This window comes from Mangrovimonas yunxiaonensis, from assembly GCF_000733475.1.
Taxonomy (GTDB): Bacteria; Bacteroidota; Bacteroidia; order Flavobacteriales; family Flavobacteriaceae; genus Mangrovimonas; species Mangrovimonas yunxiaonensis.
Genome location: NZ_JPFK01000007.1, coordinates 227671 through 248566 on the forward strand (window position 1 = coordinate 227671; position 20896 = coordinate 248566).

General features: G+C 36.3%; 23 protein-coding genes. 12 read left to right on the forward strand and 11 right to left on the reverse strand.

Annotated features, from left to right (window positions below; translation table 11 throughout):
* Positions 1 to 71: 71 nt before the first annotated feature.
* Together IA57_RS08420 and IA57_RS08425 are read right to left on the reverse strand one after the other, a co-directional pair.
* Entirely contained in the window at positions 72 to 1493 is a 1422-nt protein-coding gene (locus tag IA57_RS08420) for a CCA tRNA nucleotidyltransferase (protein ID WP_036121974.1), read from the reverse strand.
* Positions 1494 to 1538: 45 nt separating this feature from the next.
* Complete coding sequence (locus IA57_RS08425) at positions 1539 to 2099, reverse strand: L-threonylcarbamoyladenylate synthase (RefSeq protein WP_036121977.1); 561 nt, start codon at positions 2097 to 2099, stop codon at positions 1539 to 1541.
* 146 nt (positions 2100 to 2245) lie between these two features.
* On the opposite strand from IA57_RS08425, the gene IA57_RS08430 reads away from it, so the two are divergent.
* Both IA57_RS08430 and IA57_RS08435 read left to right on the forward strand, forming a co-directional pair.
* A complete protein-coding gene (locus tag IA57_RS08430; RefSeq protein ID WP_036121979.1) occupies positions 2246 to 2917 on the forward strand; it encodes a sulfotransferase family 2 domain-containing protein in 672 nt (223 codons plus the stop codon).
* Between the two features lie 26 nt (positions 2918 to 2943).
* Positions 2944 to 3657 carry a sulfotransferase family protein gene (locus IA57_RS08435; protein ID WP_036121981.1) on the forward strand — a complete coding sequence of 238 codons (714 nt, stop codon included), beginning with the start codon at positions 2944 to 2946 and terminating at the stop codon, positions 3655 to 3657.
* Here IA57_RS08435 and IA57_RS08440 read toward each other — a convergent pair.
* Together IA57_RS08440 and IA57_RS08445 are read right to left on the reverse strand one after the other, a co-directional pair.
* Positions 3654 to 4730, reverse strand: coding sequence for a glycosyltransferase family 2 protein (locus IA57_RS08440; RefSeq protein ID WP_036121983.1), 1077 nt, complete (start codon positions 4728 to 4730; stop codon positions 3654 to 3656). The genes IA57_RS08435 and IA57_RS08440 overlap by 4 nt on opposite strands.
* Before the next feature lie 3 nt (positions 4731 to 4733).
* Positions 4734 to 5729, reverse strand: coding sequence for a glycosyltransferase family 2 protein (locus IA57_RS08445; RefSeq protein WP_051881019.1), 996 nt, complete (start codon positions 5727 to 5729; stop codon positions 4734 to 4736).
* 69 nt (positions 5730 to 5798) lie between these two features.
* Between IA57_RS08445 and IA57_RS08450 the strand changes: the two genes are divergently transcribed.
* From IA57_RS08450 to IA57_RS08460, 3 genes are read left to right on the forward strand one after another with little or no spacing between them, the layout of a single operon-like run.
* The gene (locus tag IA57_RS08450; protein WP_036121986.1) at positions 5799 to 6698 is read left to right on the forward strand and encodes a hypothetical protein; all 900 of its coding nucleotides are present in this window, start codon (positions 5799 to 5801) and stop codon (positions 6696 to 6698) included.
* Between the two features lie 2 nt (positions 6699 to 6700).
* The gene (locus IA57_RS08455) at positions 6701 to 7516 is read left to right on the forward strand and encodes a glycosyltransferase family 2 protein (RefSeq protein ID WP_036121989.1); all 816 of its coding nucleotides are present in this window, start codon (positions 6701 to 6703) and stop codon (positions 7514 to 7516) included.
* Positions 7491 to 8255 (forward strand): lipopolysaccharide kinase InaA family protein, encoded by a 765-nt coding sequence (locus IA57_RS08460; RefSeq protein ID WP_229730307.1) that lies wholly within the window; start codon positions 7491 to 7493, stop codon positions 8253 to 8255. Before IA57_RS08455 ends, IA57_RS08460 begins: the two co-directional genes overlap by 26 nt.
* On the opposite strand, the gene IA57_RS08465 is transcribed toward IA57_RS08460, so the two are convergent.
* Positions 8236 to 9006, reverse strand: coding sequence for a glycosyltransferase family 2 protein (locus tag IA57_RS08465; protein WP_036121992.1), 771 nt, complete (start codon positions 9004 to 9006; stop codon positions 8236 to 8238). The genes IA57_RS08460 and IA57_RS08465 overlap by 20 nt on opposite strands.
* Before the next feature lie 41 nt (positions 9007 to 9047).
* On the opposite strand from IA57_RS08465, the gene IA57_RS08470 reads away from it, so the two are divergent.
* Positions 9048 to 9869: a glycosyltransferase family 2 protein gene (locus IA57_RS08470; RefSeq protein WP_036121993.1), complete on the forward strand. Its 822-nt coding sequence runs from the start codon at positions 9048 to 9050 to the stop codon at positions 9867 to 9869.
* 2 nt (positions 9870 to 9871) lie between these two features.
* The gene (locus tag IA57_RS08475; RefSeq protein ID WP_036121999.1) at positions 9872 to 10702 is read left to right on the forward strand and encodes a glycosyltransferase family 2 protein; all 831 of its coding nucleotides are present in this window, start codon (positions 9872 to 9874) and stop codon (positions 10700 to 10702) included.
* Here the strand turns inward: IA57_RS08475 and IA57_RS08480 are convergent.
* Both IA57_RS08480 and IA57_RS08485 read right to left on the reverse strand, forming a co-directional pair.
* Positions 10699 to 11760 (reverse strand): glycosyltransferase family 9 protein, encoded by a 1062-nt coding sequence (locus IA57_RS08480; protein ID WP_036122002.1) that lies wholly within the window; start codon positions 11758 to 11760, stop codon positions 10699 to 10701. The two genes, IA57_RS08475 and IA57_RS08480, sit on opposite strands and share 4 nt — an antisense overlap.
* Positions 11760 to 12575, reverse strand: a complete 816-nt coding sequence (locus IA57_RS08485) for a 2,3,4,5-tetrahydropyridine-2,6-dicarboxylate N-succinyltransferase (protein WP_036122006.1) — start codon at positions 12573 to 12575, stop codon at positions 11760 to 11762. Before IA57_RS08485 ends, IA57_RS08480 begins: the two co-directional genes overlap by 1 nt.
* 100 nt (positions 12576 to 12675) lie before the next feature.
* On the opposite strand from IA57_RS08485, the gene ruvX reads away from it, so the two are divergent.
* The 5 genes from ruvX (at position 12676) to mazG (ending at position 15799) form a co-directional block, all read left to right on the forward strand.
* Complete coding sequence (ruvX, locus tag IA57_RS08490; RefSeq protein ID WP_036122009.1) at positions 12676 to 13089, forward strand: Holliday junction resolvase RuvX; 414 nt, start codon at positions 12676 to 12678, stop codon at positions 13087 to 13089.
* A gap of 84 nt (positions 13090 to 13173) precedes the next feature.
* Positions 13174 to 13767, forward strand: coding sequence for a T9SS type A sorting domain-containing protein (locus IA57_RS12360; protein WP_051881020.1), 594 nt, complete (start codon positions 13174 to 13176; stop codon positions 13765 to 13767).
* 108 nt (positions 13768 to 13875) lie between these two features.
* Complete coding sequence (def, locus tag IA57_RS08500) at positions 13876 to 14466, forward strand: peptide deformylase (RefSeq protein ID WP_036122011.1); 591 nt, start codon at positions 13876 to 13878, stop codon at positions 14464 to 14466.
* Between the two features lie 52 nt (positions 14467 to 14518).
* Positions 14519 to 14938, forward strand: a complete 420-nt coding sequence (locus IA57_RS08505) for a DUF5606 family protein (protein ID WP_036122014.1) — start codon at positions 14519 to 14521, stop codon at positions 14936 to 14938.
* Between the two features lie 87 nt (positions 14939 to 15025).
* Positions 15026 to 15799: a nucleoside triphosphate pyrophosphohydrolase gene (gene mazG, locus IA57_RS08510; protein WP_036122017.1), complete on the forward strand. Its 774-nt coding sequence runs from the start codon at positions 15026 to 15028 to the stop codon at positions 15797 to 15799.
* Positions 15800 to 16023: 224 nt separating this feature from the next.
* On the opposite strand, the gene IA57_RS08515 is transcribed toward mazG, so the two are convergent.
* From IA57_RS08515 to IA57_RS08530, 4 genes are all read right to left on the reverse strand, one after another.
* Positions 16024 to 17967, reverse strand: coding sequence for a DUF349 domain-containing protein (locus IA57_RS08515; RefSeq protein WP_036122020.1), 1944 nt, complete (start codon positions 17965 to 17967; stop codon positions 16024 to 16026).
* Positions 17968 to 18079: 112 nt separating this feature from the next.
* A complete protein-coding gene (gene aroE, locus IA57_RS08520) occupies positions 18080 to 18814 on the reverse strand; it encodes a shikimate dehydrogenase (protein WP_036122022.1) in 735 nt (244 codons plus the stop codon).
* Positions 18807 to 19826 (reverse strand): DUF368 domain-containing protein, encoded by a 1020-nt coding sequence (locus IA57_RS08525; protein WP_036122025.1) that lies wholly within the window; start codon positions 19824 to 19826, stop codon positions 18807 to 18809. The genes aroE and IA57_RS08525 overlap by 8 nt, the downstream gene beginning before the upstream one ends.
* Positions 19827 to 20840: a DUF368 domain-containing protein gene (locus IA57_RS08530; RefSeq protein WP_036122028.1), complete on the reverse strand. Its 1014-nt coding sequence runs from the start codon at positions 20838 to 20840 to the stop codon at positions 19827 to 19829.
* Positions 20841 to 20896: the final 56 nt, after the last annotated feature.

Consider the following 20896-nt stretch of genomic DNA (forward strand, 5'->3'; position numbering starts at 1 on the left):
AGGTTATTGGGTTTTATAGTTGTAAAAGTTATTGAGTTGCAGAGTTTTTACTTTGCCACTTTGTGTCCTTGCTACTCTACTGCCTTGCTTAACCCTAGTTTTTTTCCTTTGTCAAGCATTAGTTTATAGGCCGCTTCGTAGTTGTTTGGTATTTTGCCGTCTAAAATGGCTTCTTTTATGGTTTCTTTAATGGTGCCTATTTCGCGACTTGGGCCAATATTGAACGTTTCCATAATGTCTTCGCCAGAGATTGGTGGTTCGAAATTACGAACGCGGTCGCGCTCTTCAACTTCGACCATTTTTTGTCGTACTATTTTAAAATTGTTATGGTATTTTTTAAAGCGTTTTGGGTTTTTTGTGGTGATATCGGCTTCGCAAAGTGTCATTAAGGCTTCGATGTAATCGCCAGCATCGAAAATAAGGCGACGTACGGCAGAATCGGTTACTTCTTCATCGACTAAAGCAATGGGACGCGAACTCATTCTTACCATTTTTTGAACGAATTTCATTTTGTCGTTAAGTGGCATTTTCAACCGTTTAAAAAGATGGAACACCATTTTAGAGCCTTTAAATTCGTGCCCGTGAAAGGTCCATCCCACTTTGTTGCTAAACCGTTTTGTGGGGGCTTTGCCTATGTCGTGCAAAAGGGCGGCCCAACGTAGCCAGAGGTCGTTGGTATTTTCAGAAATGTTATCGACTACCTCCAAGGTGTGGTAAAAGTTGTCTTTATGGCGTTGCCCTTCTTTTTCTTCAATACCCTTTAGTGCGGTAAGTTCTGGTAAAATACGATCTAGCAAGCCTGTTTTTTCTAGTAGGAGAAAGCCTTTTGAGGGGGTTTCACTTTCCAGTATTTTATGGAGTTCGGTTACAATACGTTCTTTGGTGATAATCTCGATACGGTGGCTGTTTCGGGTAATGGCGTTAAGCGATTCGTCTTCAATCCAGAAGTCTAATTGTGTGGCAAAACGTATGGCGCGCATCATGCGCAAGGGATCGTCGCTATAGGTAATATCTGGATCTAGCGGGGTGCGGATGGTTTTGGTTTCTAGATCGGCAATACCGTTAAAGGGGTCTAGTAAATCGCCAAAATGTGTTTCACTTAAATTAAGTGCTAGGGCGTTTATGGTAAAGTCTCGACGGTTTTGGTCGTCCTGTAAGGTGCCGTTTTCTACAATAGGATTGCGACTGTCTTTGGTATAGCTTTCTTTGCGTGCGCCAACAAATTCGATTTCTAAATCGTCGTAACGCAACATGGCTGTGCCGTAGGTTTTAAAGACTTTTACTTTGGGATTGTTAGGAAGGTTTTTTGAGACTTCCTTGGCTAGAGCAATGCCGCTGCCAACAGCTACAACATCGATATCTTTTTTGGCATCGCGTTGTAGGAGGTAATCTCGTACAAATCCGCCAATAACGTAGCTGTCTAAGTTAAGCGTTTTGGCAGACTTTGAGATAATCTTGAAAATATTATGTTGTAAGGCGTTTTTGTAATTCATAGGATTCAAATTTCAATAATGGTTTATTGTTTGAAATTTGAGTTTTTATTCTCGTATCACCTTTACCATACCATCGTTCGATATTTTAATAATAGACGAGGGCTGGCTTCCCGATTTTACGTTTTGCAAATTTACAACATAGTCCACACCTTTTAAAATGTGGTCGCTTATTTCTTTAAAGGACTTTGGGGTAGGTTCGCCACTTACATTTGCCGAGGTTGATACGAGGGGTTTGCGTAGTTTTCTAATCAGTTTGTTGGCAAAACCCTCGCGAACTACTCTTATGGCCAGGGTATTATCGGCAGCGATTAGGTTTTCGGATACGCGAATGGGCTTGTCGTAAATAATTGTAGTGGGTTTATTCGCGTATTTTAGGATGTCGTAGGCGACTTCGGGGATGTTCTCTACGTATTGTTCCAGCATTTTAAAATCGCTAACCAAACAGATTAAGGCTTTGGTTTCGTCGCGCTTTTTTAGTTTGAAAATGGCTTCAATAGCTTCAAAATTGGTGGCGTCGCAGCCAATACCCCAAACGGTATCGGTAGGGTAAAGGATGGTTTTGCCTTGTTTTAAGGCGGTTAGGGTGGTGTTTATTTCGTTTTGCATGATGCAAAAATAATTTAATTGGAGTGAATTATACTAACAAAATAAGATATTACAAACGTTATATTCTCTATTAAGATGGATAACTTTCTTTAGTTAATTTAACTTTATTAAATTTACCAACTAATTAAATATTTAATGATAGCCTAATGGGGTTGGTGGATAAGCTTAAAAGAAAAGAAAAAAAAGACAAAGTTCTTATACATATAGGTAAATGTGGAGGTTCTTCGGTTATAGAGGAATTAAAAAAAAAAGAGATTAATTTTTTTGAAAAACATGTTGGCGAGGTAACCTATAGAAGAAAGAAGAAGTATATAATTGTTGTTAGAAACCCAATATCTAGGTTTGTATCTGCATTTAATTGGCGGTATAAACTTGTGGTTGAAGACGGAACTCAAAAAGATTTATATCAAGGTGAAAAAGAACTTCTTGAAAAGTATAGCGATATAAATAACTTAGCTGAAAATATTTATGATGAAAAAGGGAATCTTGTACTAGATTTTAAAAAAGACGAATTTTATATTCATCACATTAAGGAAGATATCGATTTTTATTTAGGTGATTTTTTAAAGAAGTGTAAAAAGAAACAAATTGTAGCTGTTCTTGCAACCGAAACGTTAAGTGAAGATTTAAGCACTCATTTTAATATTACACTTAAAAGCCATTTAAAGAAAAATAAAAAGAAAACCGACTTATCTAATTTGGCTGTTAGTAACTTGATTAAGTATTTAGAAAAAGATTATGCGTGTATTGAGAAACTAAACGACATGGGCGTGTTAACAGAAAAACAATACGAAAAACTATCTAATAAAGTGTTTTAAGCACCCTTGTTTGGTAAAATAATGATATGAGAATAGGAAAATTAACACTTTCTAAATTTATAAGAGGCCTTATAGGAACAAGACTTATAGATTCCATAGAGGTTTATTATATACCAGAAACAAATACCTTTTACCCTATAATATCCAAATCTGGTTGTTCCACAGTTAAGGTAGATATTATTAGGCGTTATAAACCCGATTTTACAAGTAAATTCCCTGAAATACATCAGGTTGATCCTGCTTTAGAAACTAATGGCAAAGTATTAAGAAAGCGCTTTTATAGTTTTAAAAAATACCGCAAGTTTAGTTGTGGTAAAGTGGCGCATTTAGTAATAAGAAACCCATATGAACGTATCTATTCATGTTTTTTAGATGTGGTTACAAACAAAAATGTAATGTATGAAGACCCTTCAGGACTTACCAACTTTTTTGGTATTAAAAGCGAAATAAGTTTTGATGAGTTTCTCAAGAAAGTGGTGAAATTACCAGATTATTTATCCGATAGGCATTTTAGGAGTCAATCGTTTTATTTACAAAAAGGTGTTGAGGAAGTTTTAGGGCGTATAGAGGTTACTTTACTAGAAAATTATAATAAAAAAACAGGCGAAAAGGCAAGTAAGCTTAATACTAACAATAAAAAAATACCACAAGAAATTCTTCAGAAATTAAAAAAAAGTAATGCGTTTAATAAACGTTTTTCTAAAGATATAAAGATGTATCAGGACATTAAGAAAGACTAGTTGTAGGCTAGTTTTTTTAAATACCAACTTTCAAAACGCTTTAAAATATTTTTTTTATTAGTATTTCTAATCAGTCTAAAAGCAATCTCGGGATTGTTAATGGCATAGCGTATAAAAAGACTATACTGTTTTGTTTTTTTGGTGTTGAATTGCAGGAAATCTTTAATCTTAAAGTTTTCAAGATGTTGCTTTATTAAAGTTGTGCCTTCTTTTTTATACGTGATATTCTTATTCTTTTTTATAAACCTGTAAAAAGCAGCAACTACTGTAATTTGAAAGTTTAAAATATAAGTGCCTGTAATTAATTTATTTTGATTGTCTTTTTCGGGCGTATAATATTTTGTGTAAATATCTTCAATAACTATTAAATAAGACTTAAGATTGTATAAGCTGTAATTTTTTGTTATAGAACTTTGATTGCCAATGTTATAATAGTAGGTGACTTTAGAGTTGAAAATAATCTTTCTAGCATAATACATGGTTTCAAAAAACCAAAGTTCATCTTCATGAACAAACCCATCTTTAAACCACAAATTGTTAGTGGTAATAAAATCAGTATTATAGAGCTTATTCCAAGCCACAACACTAAAAGGTGTTTTTAAGGCCAGCTCTACAAAATTCTTACCTTCAAGTAATGTATTTGTTGAGTTATAATGTTCTAAAGTGTTAATAATTGTTGTTGTTTGATTGCGAACTGAAGCATTTTTCCCTATTACAACATCAATGTTTGGTTGGTATAAATCTGTTAGGTTTTCCAAGCAATTTTCATCTAACATATCATCTGGATCGAAAAAATAAATACAATCACCTTTAGCGTGTTTTAACCCTGTATTTCGTGCGCCAGAAAGCCCTTTGTTCTCTTGAGAAATTAGTTTAAAACGCGCATCTTTATTTACCCATTTTTTTATTTCATTTTCTGTATTGTCTTTACTGCCATCATTAACAACTAGACACTCCCAATTTGTGTAAGTCTGGTTTAAAACGCTTCCTAATCCTTTATCTATAAAACTTGCTACATTATAACATGGCACTATAATACTTACAAAAGGTGATGCTGTGTTTTTATTTGTCATATTTTAAAATAAACTTTTAAAGAAAATTACCATCTTATCTATAATGGGCATTTTAGAGAAATAACCAGACTCTTTTTTTAAGTAATTAAAGAATGCCATATTATAGCTTTCGGCATTTCTAATGGTTCGTATCAAAATTTTGTCTATATGTGCCTTAAATAGCTCTTGGTGGTAATGTTTGTGTTTTAAATTTAATTTTTCAAGCGTTTTTGCGGCTTTAATGACTTGTTTAATGTCGTTTATGGGCAACTTGCGTTTTAATGAGACGGCATGCAAATAAGAATCAATATGGGTATCGTTTTCATCAATTCCTAAGTGTATTAATTGACGTTTTCTTATCAGGATTTCAGATTTCTTTAAGTTTTCTTTTTTGGTTTGGCTAATATTTCCCGGGTGCCATCTATAACGCAACAAAGACTCTGGAATATTATGAAACTTAGTTCTGGAAATTAATTGGCTCCATAAGCCATAATCTTCGGCGGGGACGTATTGGTGTTCAAATTGTAGGTCGCCCAATACCGATTTTCTAAACATAACCGTAGGATTACCAATACCACAACTATTTAAAAACTGTATTTTAAGAGCCTCATGGTCTACGGCATGTTTTAATACCTTTTCTTTTTTATCACCAAAAATGGTAAACCAGGTACCACAAACGCCTACATCGGGATTAGACTTTAAAAAATTTATTTGTTTTTCAAACCGAGTAGGAAGTGCAATGTCGTCGGCATCTAAAAGGGCAATAAGGTCTGTTTTTGCCAATTTAATGCCTTCGTTTCTTAAGTTAGCAGGTCCTTGGTTTTCGGTTTTGGTTACAACATGAACCCTATGGTCTTGTTCCTTATAGCGATTAAGAATGTCGGGTGTGCTATCAGATGAGTTATCATTTAACACTAAAAGCGTAAAATTTGTGTAAGTTTGGTTTAAAACACTATTTATAGCTTCTTCTAGATGTTTTTCGCCATTATAAACAGGCATAATAACAGTTAACTCGGGCATCTTAATTACAATTTATGCAACAAAAGTAGTTATTTATAGGTGTTAAAGTATATTTGTAAAAAATTATTCATGAAAAAAATTCAAGTTGGCTTTTTAGTATCTTACGATTATGAGTTACTGAAAAATGCAATACCTAAAGTTTATTCAGAAGCCGACACTATCTTTTTGGCTATAGATAAATATAGGCGTACTTGGAATGGCAGTGCTTTTGAAATAGCACCTTCTTTTTTTGAATGGTTAAAAAACTTCGATTCCGAAAATAAAATCACCCTTTTTGAGGAGCAGTTCTATTTGCCCAATTTAACTACCATGCAATGTGAGGTAAGGGAGCGCCAATTGTTGGCTAAGCAAATGGGAATAGGACATTGGATAATTCAGTTGGATGCCGATGAGTATCCTGTAGATTTTAAGGCCTTTGTTAAAACGTTAAGAAAATACGATTCATTTTTAAATAACCCAAAGTCCAATAAGATACAAATAGCTACTTTTTTAGTGAATATATATAAATTCGTTGATGGTGGGTTTTTATATATCGATGAGCCAACAAAATGTATGACAGCGACAAATTTCCCAAACTATAAAGTAGGACGAAAAACCAAAGAACGTATAATTTATACCAAGCATTTAATGCTTCATGAAACGTTGTCGCGAGATGAAGAAGAGCTTAAGTTTAAGTTTGAAAACTGGGGGCATAATAAAGAAGTGAATCCTGATTTTTTTAAAAAATGGAAAATAGCCAACAGCAAAAATTATAAAGAGTTAACAGATCTATTTTATTTAGAACCCCATAAATGGAAAAAGTTAAATTTTATAAATACTGAAGACCTAAATAAAGTAGGTATTAAGTTGAAAGCGAATAATTTTGCTCCTAGCAATTGGTTCTTATTAAAGAAAAACTTCGGCCAATGGTTTAAGCATTTAAAGGTTTTTAAAGCAAAACAAAAAAAGGAATTCGAAACGTATTTTTAAACATGCAGGCAAAAAGCAGTTTACTTATTAGTACCTATAATTGGCCACAGGCGTTAGAATTGGTTTTAAAAAGTGTTTTAAACCAGTCGCAACTTCCAGACGAGGTTATTGTTGCAGAAGATGGGGAAGACCAGACAACTAAAACATTAATTGAGGGTTTTAAATCTAAGCTTGCTATTCCTTTAATTCATATTAGTCATGAGGATTTAGGGTTTAGAAAGTCTGTAATACTTAACAAGGCTATAGCAAAAGCGCAAGGAGAATATATTATTCAGGTTGATGGCGATTGTATTTTGCATAAGCACTTTATTAAAGATCATTTAAGCTTTGTTCAGAAAAATACGTATTTATATGGTAGTAGGGTTAACATCCAAGAGCCCTATTTAGAAACACTTTTTAGTCAGCAAAAAATAAACTTTAATGCTTTTTCAAAAGGCATAAAAAAACGAACACGCGCGTTGTACATTCCTCTTTTTAGCGGGTTATTTAAAACAAAAACAGTACTTTCTTCCAAATACCGCGGTTGCAATACGTCCTACTTTAAAAGCGATGCTATTGCTGTAAATGGTTATAATGAAGATATTCAAGGTTGGGGGCGTGAAGACTCTGAATTTGCATTGCGATTAGTAAATAAAGGTGTTTTAGGAAGACGATTAAGGTACAAGGGCATTGTGTTTCATATTTTTCACGTAGAAAAATCTAAAGCGCAATTAAAGCAAAACGATGGTATAGAACAGCAAACCATACTTGAAAAAAGCATTTGGTGCAAAAACGGAATCGATAAATATTTAGGTGAAAGTAACGAAACAAATACATAAACGCTTTACAGCACAAGACCAACAACTAGACGATTTCATCAAAAACTTTAAATCGTCCGGGACACCCTTTGGCAATCAGGATCGCAATTCGTTAAAACTGTTTGATTTAAACGGGCTAACCATTAACGTCAAGTCGTTTAAGGTGCCTAATCCTATAAACCAACTGGCTTACCGATTTTTTAGGAAAAGTAAGGCACAGCGGTCTTTTGAGTATGCCAATAAATTGGTAGCACTTGGTATAGGAACCCCGAAGCCCATAGCGTATTACGAGTTTACAACACCATTTTTATTCAAGAAAAGTTATTATGTAAGTGCACAATTAGATTGCGATTATACCTATCGCGATTTAACCAAAGATTTTAATATTCCCAACTACGAGGCCATACTTCGTGCCTTTACACGGTTTACATACAAGTTACACGAAAACAAGGTGTTGTTTTTAGACCACTCGCCAGGCAATACCCTTATAACAGTTAACAATGACGATTATGGGTTTTTTCTGGTAGATTTAAACCGTATGGAGTTTAAAACTTTAGATTTTGAAACGCGAATAAAAAATTTCGCCCGATTAACCATTCATAAAAAAATGGTCGAGGTAATGAGCGATGAGTACGCCAAGTGTATAAACGCGCCTTACGAAAAAGTGTTTAACCTAATGTGGCAGTACACAAACGAGTTTCAAGACAAATACCACCAAAAAAAACGCTTAAAAAAGAAACTTAAGTTTTGGAAGGCTTAGCCTCTTGGTACAGCTCCCTTAGTTTGGCATATTTTAAAAACGTAATGTTTCCGGTTTGGTAGCAGATCATAAAGCCGTTAAACCCATCTAGAACCCCCAGTCTTAAAAAGTACGCCTTAAAAAAAGCCCAAGTAGGGTTCCAGATAAGTTTCCACATGGGAGCTTTTTTGCCTAGGTCGAAATAGGCCTTTGCTGCAATAGTAGAGAAATGCTCGGTTTTTTTGTTGAACTCGGAATAGCTTTGGTAGGTCCAGTGTAAAATATCACCTTTAAGTTGTCCAGAATTTTTAGGATTTTGCAGTACAATTTCGTCATGCGGATTGATGCCTTCCCATTGCGCTACTCGTCGATCAAAAACCCGAAGTTTTTTATTGGGGTACCAATCGGAATGTTTAATCCATTGGCCGCAAAAATTGTTAAACCTATTAGCGTAATAACCGTTTTTAGTCCAGTTGGATTTTAAATATATAAGCTCCTTTTGAAGTGTTTCAGATAAGGCTTCATCTCCATCTAGCGAAACAATATAATTGTAGGACGCTTGGTTTAGGGCAAAATTTTTCTGTTCTATATAACCTAAAAAAGCTTGCTCAATAAACGTTACGGGGTACTTCTCGCAAATGCTTTTGGTGCGGTCTGTAGAAAACGAGTCGACCACAACAATTTCATCAACTACATGCAGTAGCGATTTAAGACAACGTTCAATGTTGCGCTCTTCGTTAAAGGTTATAATAACGCCAGAGAGTTTAATCATAAAGCTAAAAAATTGATTGTAAAAATAGTACTTTTGTTATAATGAACCTAAAGCCTAAAGTCTCGGTAATTATTAGCACCTACAACCAGCCAAAATGGTTGCAAAACGTCCTGTGGGGGTACGAGCAACAAACCGAGCGTCATTTTGAAGTTGTTATTGCCGATGATGGTTCTACAAATGAAACCAAACAACTAATCGATGGGTTTAAGTCTAAATCCAATTTAAAGATTATACACGTTTGGCAAGACGACCATGGTTTTCAAAAAACAAAAATTCTTAATAAAGCCATTTTACAAACAACAGCCGATTATTTAATTTTTACCGATGGCGATTGCATTCCCAGAGCCGATTTTGTTGCCACGCATTTAAAAATGCGAAAATTTAATAGCGCACTCTCTGGCGGCTACTTTAAATTGCCTAAAACAATTTCAGAAAGCATAACAAAACAAGTTATTAACGAGCAATGTTGTTTTGAGGCAAATTGGTTATTGGCCCGTGGTTTAAAAAAAACATTTAAGCTAAATAAGCTTACCTCTAACGGAAAAAAAGCATGGCTTTTAAACACTTTTACGCCAACCAAAGCCACTTTCGATGGAATGAACGTATCCTGCTGGAAACAGGATGTGCTAGATGTAAACGGGTTTGATGAGCGCATGCAGTACGGTGGTGAAGATCGTGAAATAGGCGAGCGCCTTATGAACAAGGGCATTACGTTTATACAGGCCAGATATAGTTTAATATGCGTACATTTGCACCACGAACGGCCTTATAAAAACGAAGACAGCTTAAAAAAGAATAAAGCCATAAGGCAAGCCACTAAAAAGCAAAAAACAATAAAAACACCCTACGGAATCATTCAATAATTATGGCAGAATACCCAAAAATAACGGTCATTATAGCAACATATAATAAAGTAGATTGGTTAAGCAAAGTTTTAGAAGGTTACAAATACCAAACGTACAACAATTTTGATGTTATTATAGCAGATGACGGCTCTACAGAAGAAACAAAAACCTTAATAGATGGTTTTAAAGCAGACTACCCTGTAAACATAACGCACCTGTGGCATGAAGATTTGGGGTATAGGCGACAAACCATTTTAAACACAGCCATTGTAGAAGCAAAAAACGAATACATTTTGTTTACCGATGGCGACTGCATACCCAGAGCAGACTTTGTAGAAACACATGCCAAATTAGCCCAAAAAGGGTATTTTCTTTCAGGAGGGTATTGTAAACTACCAATGAATACCAGCAAAGCCATAACTGCCGAAAATATTAAAAATCAAGACTGCTTTAAAGTTGATTGGCTAAAAACACAGGGGGTTGTCAGCTCTAAAAATAAGTTGAAACTTTCTGTAAAAGACACATTGGCCAATTTTTTAGATGTGGTTACGCCAACGGGAGCAACCTTTAACAATTGCAATTCCTCGGCATGGAAAACCGATTTAATAGCCATAAATGGTTATGACGAACGCATGCGGTATGGTGGACCAGATCGGGAACTGGGGGAACGTTTGTTTAATAATGGAATAAAGTCTAAACAAATACGATATAAAGCCATTTGTGTGCATTTAGACCATGCCAGGGGTTACAAAACCAAGGAGTCTTTAGAGCGAAACTTAGCCATTAGAGCCGAAGTGAAAAAGCAAAAGAAAACCTGGACAGACTTTGGTATTGTAAAAGGGGAGGACTAATCTTGGTTTAAAAACTGGGCAAGTTGGGGTGTAATGAGTTCTGGCGGAAAAATCTCATAAAGCGCAAACACATCATTTTTCATCGCTTTCATGGTTTTGCCATCGTAAAGCTCGGGCTTAACATCTTTTAAATGAACAGAAGTATTGGTTTTTCCATCTTCAAAAAGGCTCCAAGCTTCTTTTTTAATCCACGGAGAGAAAATAGAAAATGTCGGGATGTTTAAGGCCTTGGCCATGTTAACAGCACCACCTTCATTGCCTATTAAGGCCGTACATTGGCTGGTAATGGCCAAAAACTCACGAAGGCTATTGCCAAAAACATCAAAATAAATATGCTTTTTAGTTTCTGATGTGCAGAAATTATAAATTGTTTTTGCTTCGGTATATTGTTTTGGAATGTAATTAAATAAAATTTGCCCTTTGGTTTCCGAAACAATAAAATCGATAAGCTTGGCCATATGGGGCAACGGATAGGTTTTGGCGTGCCCACTGCCTAAAACGCCAATCATATAAATGGGTTGGCTTAAGGTTATTCCAGAGCTAACAAGCAATTGCTTAGCGGCATCGATTTCTTGTTGACTTAAATAAATTTTTGGTTTAAAGATTTTGGTAGCCAGTTCTTTAGAAATTGGCTCGAGCATTTGCATCCTGTTTTCAATAGCCAGACCAGCATTAGTTTGGGCTTTTGCTTTGTTTTTAAAGGTGTGGGTATAAACAGATTTTGTATACCATTTAGCTTTCGAAATCTTGATTTTAGCTCCAGAAAAGGCCGTAATTAAATTGCTGGATGTTTTAGAGTACACATCTATAACAACATCGTAGCCTTCTTGTTTTATTGTTTTTAAAAACTGCCAAAATGCCCGTTTGCTGCTTTCTATTTCGGGGGTAAAAAATTTAAAATCATCAATAAACGGGTTGTTCTCAACAACAGGAAATGTGTGCGAATTAATTAGGTAGTGCAGCTCTGCTTTGGGATACTCACTTTTTATGGCTTCAAACAAGATGCTACTTGTAAGCACATCGCCAATCATTTTTTGTTGAATGATAAGAACTTTCATTACACGGCTACATCATTTTCGCGAAGCGCATCGTTTAAAGAGGTTTTCTTATCTGTACTTTCTTTACGTTTACCAATAATTAAAGCACATGGTACTTGGTATTCGCCAGCAGGAAAGGTTTTAGTGTAGCTTCCAGGAATAACAACAGAACGGGCAGGAACGCGACCTTTCATTTCAACAGGCTCATCACCAGTAACATCAATAATTTTGGTGCTCATCGTCAATACCACGTTAGCCCCTAAAACAGCTTCTTTTTCTACGTGCACCCCTTCAACAACAATACAACGCGAACCAACAAATACGTTATCCTCGATAATTACTGGAGCAGCTTGCAGTGGTTCTAAAACCCCACCAATGCCAACACCGCCAGAAAGGTGTACGTTTTTACCAATTTGGGCGCAGCTGCCTACAGTGGCCCAAGTATCAACCATCGTACCTTCATCTACATAAGCACCAATGTTTACGTAGCTTGGCATCATAATAACACCTTTAGAGATATAAGCCCCATGGCGCGCCACAGCATGCGGTACCACACGAATACCTTTGTCTTGATAGCCCGTTTTTAAGGGGATTTTATCGTGGTATTCAAAAATACCAACCTCCATAGTTTCCATTTTTTGAATAGGGAAATACAAAACAACAGCCTTTTTTACCCATTCGTTTACTTGCCAACCGTTAGCTGTTGGTTCGGCAACCCGTAAATCGCCAGAGTCTAGCAAGGCAATAACTTCGCGTATGGCGTTAATGGTGTTTGGTGTTTTAAGCAAGTCTCTGTTGTCCCAGGCCTGCTCTATGGTTAGTTTTAAGGTATTCATGTTTGTGTGCTATGTTTTTTGCAAATATACAGGTATAATTTTTTAATGATTGGCGAACAACACCAAAACTTTGTAAGGAGTTTTTTATTTTTGCAGTATGATGGGAAGAATCTTAGCAATTGACTTTGGTGCCAAACGAACAGGGATAGCCGTAACCGATGAGTTGCAAATTATCGCCTCGGGTTTAACTACCGTGGCAACCAGTACGCTATTGGCATTTTTAAAGGACTACGTTTCTAAGGAGCAGGTCGAGCTCTTTGTCGTAGGCAAACCCAAACAGATGAACAATCAAGACTCGGAAAGCGAGGTGCTTATTCTCCCATTTTTAGATAAGTTGAAGGCTACTTTCCCTAAAATTCCTATCGAACGTGTTGACGAACGGTTTACGTCTAAAATGGCATTTCAAACCATGCTAGACAGTGGATTGTCTAAAAAGCAACGGCGCAACAAAGCTTTGGTCGATGAAATTAGTGCGACCATCATACTTCAAAGCTATTTATCGTTGAAAAATTAAATTCAACGAATATTACAGGTTTTTTTTGAAGGAACTTTGCTGTTTGTACACTTTCGCCTACAAACTTTTTAAAATTAACAACTTATGAAAAAACATTACTTTTTATTTGTAGGTATGCTATTTGCCTGCATGTTTGTTGCGAATGCCCAAGACTGTCCACCAAGCTTGGCAAATGGCTCTAGTGCAACAACATTAATTTTTAGTTTAACCGGAGGGTCTTATCCTTGTGGTAATTACCCAGAGACCATAACTATAGGGTCTGCAACGTATACAAAAGGCTATTGCCATGGTAATTCATTAGAGTACGTATTAGCTTCAGGAAGTATTGGCGATGATCAAAATTTTACTGTAAGTTTTGGTCTTAACACTTGCGAATATGTTGACGGGGTTTTAGCAAGTGAAACACTTTCTACGGCAGACAATACATTGTTAAGCGAGCGTATAAAATTATTTCCAAATCCAATTGCTTCAGGAAATACATTAAAAATTGATCTAGGAGCACGTTTAGAGGCCAAAATAGAAATATACAACATTACAGGTAAATTAGTTTTAGCCGAAAACACAAACCGTTTAAGCGAGAAAGAATTAAACGTATCGTCGTTAACGAATGGTATTTACATAGTAAAGGTATCTGCCAACACGACGTCTATAAGCAGAAAGCTTGTAATCATGAAATAACATAAGCCTATTTTTATAGCGAAAACTCCTTAATTTTAAGGAGTTTTTTTATTTAAAAAACAAGGCATTCGTTTTAAGTATTGTATTTTTGCAAAAATTAATTTTACAATGATTTTACCAATAGTAGCTTACGGCGACCCTGTGCTTAAAAAAATGGGAGCAGACATACCTAAAGATTATCCTAACCTAAACGCGTTAATAGATAACATGTACGAAACCATGGAGCAAGCCTATGGTGTAGGATTGGCAGCACCACAAATAGGATTGCCCATAAGGCTCTTTATTGTTGATACGGCACCTTTCTCTGAAGATGAAGATTTGCCAGAGGAAGAGCGTACATTTTTAAAATCGTTTAGAAAAACATTTATCAATGCAAAAATCACCCAAGAAGAAGGTGATGAGTGGGCGTTTAACGAAGGCTGCTTAAGCATACCAGATGTACGGGAAGATGTTTTTAGAAAACCTAAAATAACCATAGCTTATCTTGATGAAGACTTTAACGAGCATGTAGAGACTTTCGAGGGGCTGGCAGCTCGGGTAATTCAACATGAGTATGATCATATTGACGGGGTGTTGTTTACCGATAAGCTATCTAGCTTAAAAAAGCGTTTAATTAAAGGAAAACTAAATAACATCTCGAAAGGGAAGGTTCAGGTGGATTACAGAATGCGTTTTCCCAATCAAAAAAAACGCCGATAAATTTGGTGAACCAAGACAAACACAGCATATTTGCACACTTTAAAATTAAGTTATGGGATTAGAAAAAGTTTTAGCCATATCGGGAAAACCAGGATTGTTTAAATTGGTAACACAAACACGTACAGGATTTGTGGCCGAGTCTTTAATAGACAAAAAACGCATGTCGGTTAGTATTCACCAAAACGTTAGTTTGTTAAGCGAAATTGCTATTTATACGCTTTCAGAAGAGAAGCCTTTAAGAGAGGTATTTGCTTTAATTAAAGAAAAAGAAAATGGCGCGCAAACAGCGGTTGGTCACAAGGAAAGCAAAGACAAACTGGAAGAATATTTCTTTGGTATTTTACCAGATTACGATGAAGACAGAGTTTATGCCAGCGACATAAAAAAAGTTATACAATGGTATAATTTATTGCAAAAGCACGATTTGTTGGATTTTGAAGAAACCGAAACATCAACAGACGAAGAAGAATAAAATGTTTATAAAGTTCTTATAAAAATCCAGCATTGTTTGCTGGATTTTTTTGTTTAAGTCCTAACTTACTTATAAATAATAAAACTAATGAATTCAAGAGAAGAACAGCTTACGGCTTTTGATCGTTTGTTGACGATTATGGACGACCTTCGTGAAAAATGCCCGTGGGACAAAAAACAAACCATGGAGAGCCTTCGTCATTTAACCATAGAGGAAACTTACGAATTGGGTGATGCCATTTTAGATAAGGACCTAAACGAGGTTAAAAAAGAGCTTGGCGATGTGTTATTGCATATAGTGTTTTATGCCAAAATAGGAAGCGAAACCAGCGCTTTTGATATGGCCGACGTTTGTCATGGTATTTGTGATAAACTTATAGAAAGGCACCCACATATTTATGGCGATGTTACCGTTGAAAATGAAGAAGACGTAAAACGAAACTGGGAAAACATCAAGCTAAAAGAAGGCCGGAAAAGTGTGCTCGAGGGTGTGCCAAAAAGCTTGCCAGCACTAGTTAAGGCCAATAGAATACAGGACAAAGTGGCCGGCGTAGGCTTTGATTGGGAACAGCCCGAACAAGTGTGGGAAAAAGTACAGGAAGAATTAAAGGAGTTTAAGGAAGAGGTCACGCACGGCAGCAAAGATGGTATAGAGAGCGAGTTTGGCGATGTGCTATTTTCTTTGGTTAATTACGCTAGGTTTTTAGGTGTAAACCCAGAGAATGCATTAGAGCGTACCAATAAAAAATTCTCAAAACGGTTTCAATATTTAGAAGGAAAATCGGCAGAAATAAAGACGCCTTTAAAAGACATGAGCCTAGACCAAATGAATGTGTTTTGGGAGCAGGCCAAAAAAAAGTAATTTTTTTTTGTTTTAGCGTAATCCAAAAACAAACTTGCGGCGTATATATAACAAATGACATTTACATATCATAATTTGGATTAATAGCAAATAATTTCACTTCCTTTTATAAATGTCATTTTACATATACATAAGTAGGTTATTTTAGTTGGGAAAATAACTATTTAGTTAGTTTAGTTAGGAGCCAAAATCCTACTTGCATTTGCAAGTAGGATTTGGTTTTTTTAGGAGTACAATTCTTTTATTTTACCAAGCTTTGTTTGCCATAGTTTTAGCTCGTCTTTATGCGCTTGTATGTTTTTATGCACGTCTTTAACCAATGGGTTGGTGTCGTCTACATTGGTAAAGAATTGCAAATTATTTTCCAGCTGTGTAATTTCTCCTCTTAGTTCTTTTATTTTTTTAGAAATAAATACCCTTTCGTTATCTAAACGCTTCGAGTCGTTATCGTTATTAAGCACCTCAAGCTTTTTATCGAATTTTATAAGTTCGGCCTCTGTTTTGTTAAGTTTTAGGGTTTTAAAAAAGCCGTCCAAGGTGTTGTTAAGCTCTTTTTCAATGTTGCTTTTGTTTCTAGGAACGTTGCCAAAAGCTTTCCATTTTTCTACGTGGTTTTTAATAACGGCAAGGTCTTGCGCTTTGTCTCCAGATAGCGGTATGGCTTTAATCTCTTCTAATAACTTGGTTTTGGCTTCGAAATTTTCGAGCTCTTCTTTGCTGGATTGGTTTTTTAAAGCATGAAGCCTATCAAAATAATGGTTACAAGCTGCTTTAAATTGTTTCCAAACCTTATCGCTGTCTTTTCTGGGAACATGGCCAACCTTTTTCCAATCACTCTGAATTTTCTTCATTAAAGGTGTTGTGGTCTCAAAATCGTCGCTGTCTTTATTGTCTTCGGCAATTTTTACAAGCTCTTGCTTTTTTTCAAGGTTTTTGTATTGTTCTTTTTTAAGGTTTTTGTAAAACGCATTTTTCTTGCGGTTAAACGTTCTTACGGCATCCTTAAATTTTGCCCAAGTGCCTTCATTTACTTTAATAGGCACTTTTCCGGCATTAAAAAACACTTCGCGTAAGGTTTCAACCTCTTTAATGCTTTTTTGCCAGCCGTTGTGAGACGTCGCGCCTTTGCTACTTATCGCTTGAATTTGGTCGATAATCTCTTGCTTTTTCTCTAGGTTTTTTTCGTAGATTTTATTGAGCGCTTCGAAATACATTTGGCGCTTATCGTGTATGGCTCTGGTGGCTGCTTTAAAGCGTTCCCAAATGGCTTCGCGCTGCTCTTTAGCAACAGGGCCAAGTTCTTCTTTCCACATTTTATGTAGCACTTGCAATTCCCTAAAGGCATGGTTAATATCGTCCTCTTTGGCCAATGCTTCGGCATGCTCGATAATTTTTATTTTTTTCTCCAGATTGTGCTTAAAATCCAAATCGCGCAAATCCCGGTTTAAATGCAGAAAATCGTAAAAATTTTCAACATGGTGGTGGTAACTGTTCCAAGCATTGTTATACTTGTCTCTTGGAATAGGCCCAGCATTATGCCAGCGTTCTTGCAGTTCTTTAAAGTGTTTGTACGTGGTATTTATGTTTTCTTCAACGTTAATTAAACCTTTAATCTCATCGATAATGGTTAAGCGTTCCTGTAAATTTTCCTTCAGGTTTTTTTGAAGGTTGCTATAGTGGTTGTTGCGTCTTTCCCTATAGTTGTTATAGGTTTGGTTAAAACGCTTTTGAAGCGGATTGGAGTAGTGGAAGTCTATTTCGTTACCACCATTTTCTATAAATTCTTCTTTTTTCTCTTCAACAAGGGCGTTGAATTGCGACTTAAACTCTTTTCTAATTTCGTAAATGGGCTGTTTTATGGCCTGAATTTTTTCGTTTTTTACGAGGGTTTCTAGCTCATCGGCAAGTTGCTCTAAAGACATTTTTTCATATTCTTTGAGTTCTATTTCTTGGGTTCCACCCTCATGGTCTTCGGCTTCCTTGGCGTTGGAGGCTTCAATTTCTGAAATGGCTTGGTCGTTTTCTGAAACATCACTTAAAACCTCTGGGGTTTCTGGGGTGTCTGTTTCATTTTTTAAGGGAGTTTCGGCCTTGTTTTCTGGGGTAGAATGAGTTTGAGTTTGCTCTTGTCCATCTGCCTGTGGCAGGTTATCTTTCTCTGTTGACATCTTTAAAAAAACGTTAGGGTTCTTGAAATCGCTTCTGCGTTAAAGATAACAACAACTTTATTACAAACAAAACCTTACATTCTGTTTGTTTACCCTAAGGTAAACGGGTGGGTTATTTGTTCCAGATGCGCCAGGCTTTGTCGGCTTGTAACTTTAACATTTTTAGGCCGTTAATGGTTTTAGCGCCTTTTTTCTTGCCGAAGTTTAAAAATGCGGTTTCTTTAGGGTTGTACACCAAATCGTACAGGATATGTGCCGATGTTATGCCTTGGTAGGGAATGTTTGGTGCATCATCTACATTAGGGAAGGTGCCTAAGGGGGTGCAATTAACTATAATTTGATGGTCTTCAACCAATTCCTTGGTAAGCCCGGTATATGTAAAATGCCCTTTTTTTGATGCTGTTCTAGATACAAAATTAACATCTATATGGCTCTTTTTTAACGCGTATGCAATGGCTTTGCTGGCCCCGCCGGTACCAAGAATTAAAGCTCTTTTATGGTGGTCTTCCAATAAGGGAGCGAGCGATTTTTTAAAACCGTAGCAGTCTGTGTTGTATCCTTTTAATTTGCCCTTTTTAGTTATTTTTATGGTATTGACAGCGCCTATTTTTTTGGCCTTTTTATCAATGCTGTCCAAATACGGCATAATACTTTCTTTATACGGAATGGTAACATTTAACCCCTTAAGGTGTTTGGTGGTTTTAATAATGGCTTTAAAATGTTCTATGCTGTCTATATCAAAGTTGTCGTAGGTAGCATTGATGTTTTCCTGCTCGAATTTCTTTGAAAAATAGGCCTTAGAAAACGAATAGGATATATTTCTGCCAATAAGCCCAAATTTATCCATGAATTTTTCTTGTTTTTTGTCCGTAAAGTTCCAGTCCTAAAACAATTAAGATACCTAAAAACACAAACCCAATGGCAGTGTAGGTTTCTGGTGTTAGTTCGGGGATGTAACGGATGTAGTTTTCAACAATCTTTCCTCCTGTAGAGTCTAGGATAAAAGCATTTTGTGCATTGGTTTTATACAGAGTCTCTTTCCAGGGCCAAACCACGCCTAACGATCCAATAATAAACCCTATAATGGTAGAAATGGTAATGTTTTTGTAATGCTTTAAGATGTAGTTAAGTACATGCGAAAAAGTGACCAAACCAGCGACAGATCCAAGGGTGAAAACAGCCAATACTTTAAGCATGCGCACACGATTGGGGTCGTTTAAAAAAGAAAAATCTCCCTGAAAAACACTTGAAATGCTATCGTACAAGGCATTTACCGAATCGACGAGCAGCAACACATAGTTTCCTAAAAGAATAAGTATAAAAGAACCCGAAAGCCCGGGGAGGGTCATACCAGAAACACTTATCATGCCGCAAAAAAACACAAACCAAAGGTTGTCGTTTTCCTTGGCGGGATCTAAAAAACTAATACCCAAACCAAGAGAAATGCCTAAAGCTAAAGCAATATAAGTCTTTGTATTCCAGGATTTAAAATCTTTGCTAATGTAATAAATAGAGCCTATAATCATACCGAAAAAAACACTCCACACATAAAGTTCGTAACGTACAATAAGGTAATCTAGAATTTTAGAGACACTAAAATAACTGATAATCATGCCCGTAAATAACAGAAGTAAAAACCGGCCGTTTATGTATTGGAAAAAACTGCGATATCTTTTGTTAATCAGTAGCTTAAACGCTTTGCCGTTTATTTTTTGAAGCGAATAGATAAACTCTTCATAAAACCCGGCAACAAAGGCAACCACTCCACCAGATACACCAGGTACCTTATTGGCGGCTCCCATGCCCAAGCCTTTTAAGATTAAGAAAATTTTATCTTTAAATGTTCTGGTGCTTTGCATTTATTGTACTTGTTTAGAGCCTAGTTTCTCCAAAAGAAAAATGGTTGAAAATCCTAAAAACATGAGCCCAATTGCCGGAAACAGGTAAGGGTTGGCGCCATCGTTCACAGCATAATATTCAAAGGGCAGGATGCTTTTTTCGGTAACTATTTTATAGGTCTCAAAGTTATTTATCGTTTGCTGGTATAAGTTTAAAGTGTTTAAAGGGGTTAGGTCGCTTAGTGGCATAACTGTTCCTGTTTCTTTTTCAATCACGGTTTGTGTAAGCTTCCAGGGCCAAATTTTATTAAGCGATCCCACTATGAATCCCGTTAAAAGAGCCATAGTTAAATTGTAGTAATGCTTAAAAAGCCATTTTAAAACACGGCTAAAACTTAACAGGCCTACAACAGCACCCAAAACAAAAACAGCGAGCTTCTTAAAATCGAAATCGTGAATGGCATCGCTAAGCGTTTTGTAGGCTCCTAAAATAACCAAAATAAACGATCCTGAAATTCCTGGTAATATCATGGCGCAAATGGCTATGGCACCAGCAAAAAACAAAAAGAATTGGTTGGTGCTACTGGCCAGAGAAGGGAGTGTAGAAATATAAAAGGCAACAGCTGTGCCAATAAGCAATGCGGCAAATGTGTTTGTCCGCCATTGATTTACTTGTTTCCCTACGTAGTAAATACTTGCAATAATAAGCCCAAAAAAGAACGACCAAATAAGGATGGGGTGCTTTTCGATAAGGTATTTGGCAAGCCGCATAAACGAAACAAAACTGATTAAAATACCGGTTACAAGCGCCACTAAAAAATTGCCATTAAGGGCCTTCCAGGCAGCTTTAAACCCCTCCTGTCTTAAAGTAGTAATAAGGCTAAGTTTAATGTTGCTTATGGTTGCAATCAGCTCCTGGTAAATACCCGCTATTAGGGCAATGGTGCCTCCAGATACACCTGGTACCGCATCGGCTGCTCCCATGGCAATACCTTTCATAGAGATGATAAGATAATCAATAGGTTTTCTATTCATGTTTTTAATTCAAAATCAAGAAAACCAAAGGTAGCTAATTTTAGGAAGACGTTACC

Bases quoted from the DNA above. Each gene is read 5' to 3' on its own strand.
- def (WP_036122011.1), top strand. From the start codon at position 13,876: ATGATTTTACCAATAGTAGCTTACGGCGACCCTGTGCTTAAAAAAATG.
- ruvX (WP_036122009.1), top strand. From the start codon at position 12,676: ATGGGAAGAATCTTAGCAATTGACTTTGGTGCCAAACGAACAGGGATA.
- IA57_RS08485 (WP_036122006.1), bottom strand. From the start codon at position 12,575: ATGAATACCTTAAAACTAACCATAGAGCAGGCCTGGGACAACAGAGAC.
- IA57_RS08440 (WP_036121983.1), bottom strand. From the start codon at position 4,730: ATGACAAATAAAAACACAGCATCACCTTTTGTAAGTATTATAGTGCCA.
- IA57_RS08505 (WP_036122014.1), top strand. From the start codon at position 14,519: ATGGGATTAGAAAAAGTTTTAGCCATATCGGGAAAACCAGGATTGTTT.
- aroE (WP_036122022.1), bottom strand. From the start codon at position 18,814: ATGGATAAATTTGGGCTTATTGGCAGAAATATATCCTATTCGTTTTCT.
- IA57_RS08465 (WP_036121992.1), bottom strand. From the start codon at position 9,006: ATGATTAAACTCTCTGGCGTTATTATAACCTTTAACGAAGAGCGCAAC.
- IA57_RS08445 (WP_051881019.1), bottom strand. From the start codon at position 5,729: ATGCCCGAGTTAACTGTTATTATGCCTGTTTATAATGGCGAAAAACAT.
- IA57_RS08430 (WP_036121979.1), top strand. From the start codon at position 2,246: ATGGGGTTGGTGGATAAGCTTAAAAGAAAAGAAAAAAAAGACAAAGTT.
- IA57_RS08455 (WP_036121989.1), top strand. From the start codon at position 6,701: ATGCAGGCAAAAAGCAGTTTACTTATTAGTACCTATAATTGGCCACAG.
- IA57_RS12360 (WP_051881020.1), top strand. From the start codon at position 13,174: ATGAAAAAACATTACTTTTTATTTGTAGGTATGCTATTTGCCTGCATG.
- mazG (WP_036122017.1), top strand. From the start codon at position 15,026: ATGAATTCAAGAGAAGAACAGCTTACGGCTTTTGATCGTTTGTTGACG.
- IA57_RS08480 (WP_036122002.1), bottom strand. From the start codon at position 11,760: ATGAAAGTTCTTATCATTCAACAAAAAATGATTGGCGATGTGCTTACA.
- IA57_RS08475 (WP_036121999.1), top strand. From the start codon at position 9,872: ATGGCAGAATACCCAAAAATAACGGTCATTATAGCAACATATAATAAA.
- IA57_RS08525 (WP_036122025.1), bottom strand. From the start codon at position 19,826: ATGCAAAGCACCAGAACATTTAAAGATAAAATTTTCTTAATCTTAAAA.
- IA57_RS08450 (WP_036121986.1), top strand. From the start codon at position 5,799: ATGAAAAAAATTCAAGTTGGCTTTTTAGTATCTTACGATTATGAGTTA.
- IA57_RS08470 (WP_036121993.1), top strand. From the start codon at position 9,048: ATGAACCTAAAGCCTAAAGTCTCGGTAATTATTAGCACCTACAACCAG.
- IA57_RS08425 (WP_036121977.1), bottom strand. From the start codon at position 2,099: ATGCAAAACGAAATAAACACCACCCTAACCGCCTTAAAACAAGGCAAA.
- IA57_RS08435 (WP_036121981.1), top strand. From the start codon at position 2,944: ATGAGAATAGGAAAATTAACACTTTCTAAATTTATAAGAGGCCTTATA.
- IA57_RS08420 (WP_036121974.1), bottom strand. From the start codon at position 1,493: ATGAATTACAAAAACGCCTTACAACATAATATTTTCAAGATTATCTCA.
- IA57_RS08530 (WP_036122028.1), bottom strand. From the start codon at position 20,840: ATGAATAGAAAACCTATTGATTATCTTATCATCTCTATGAAAGGTATT.
- IA57_RS08515 (WP_036122020.1), bottom strand. From the start codon at position 17,967: ATGTCAACAGAGAAAGATAACCTGCCACAGGCAGATGGACAAGAGCAA.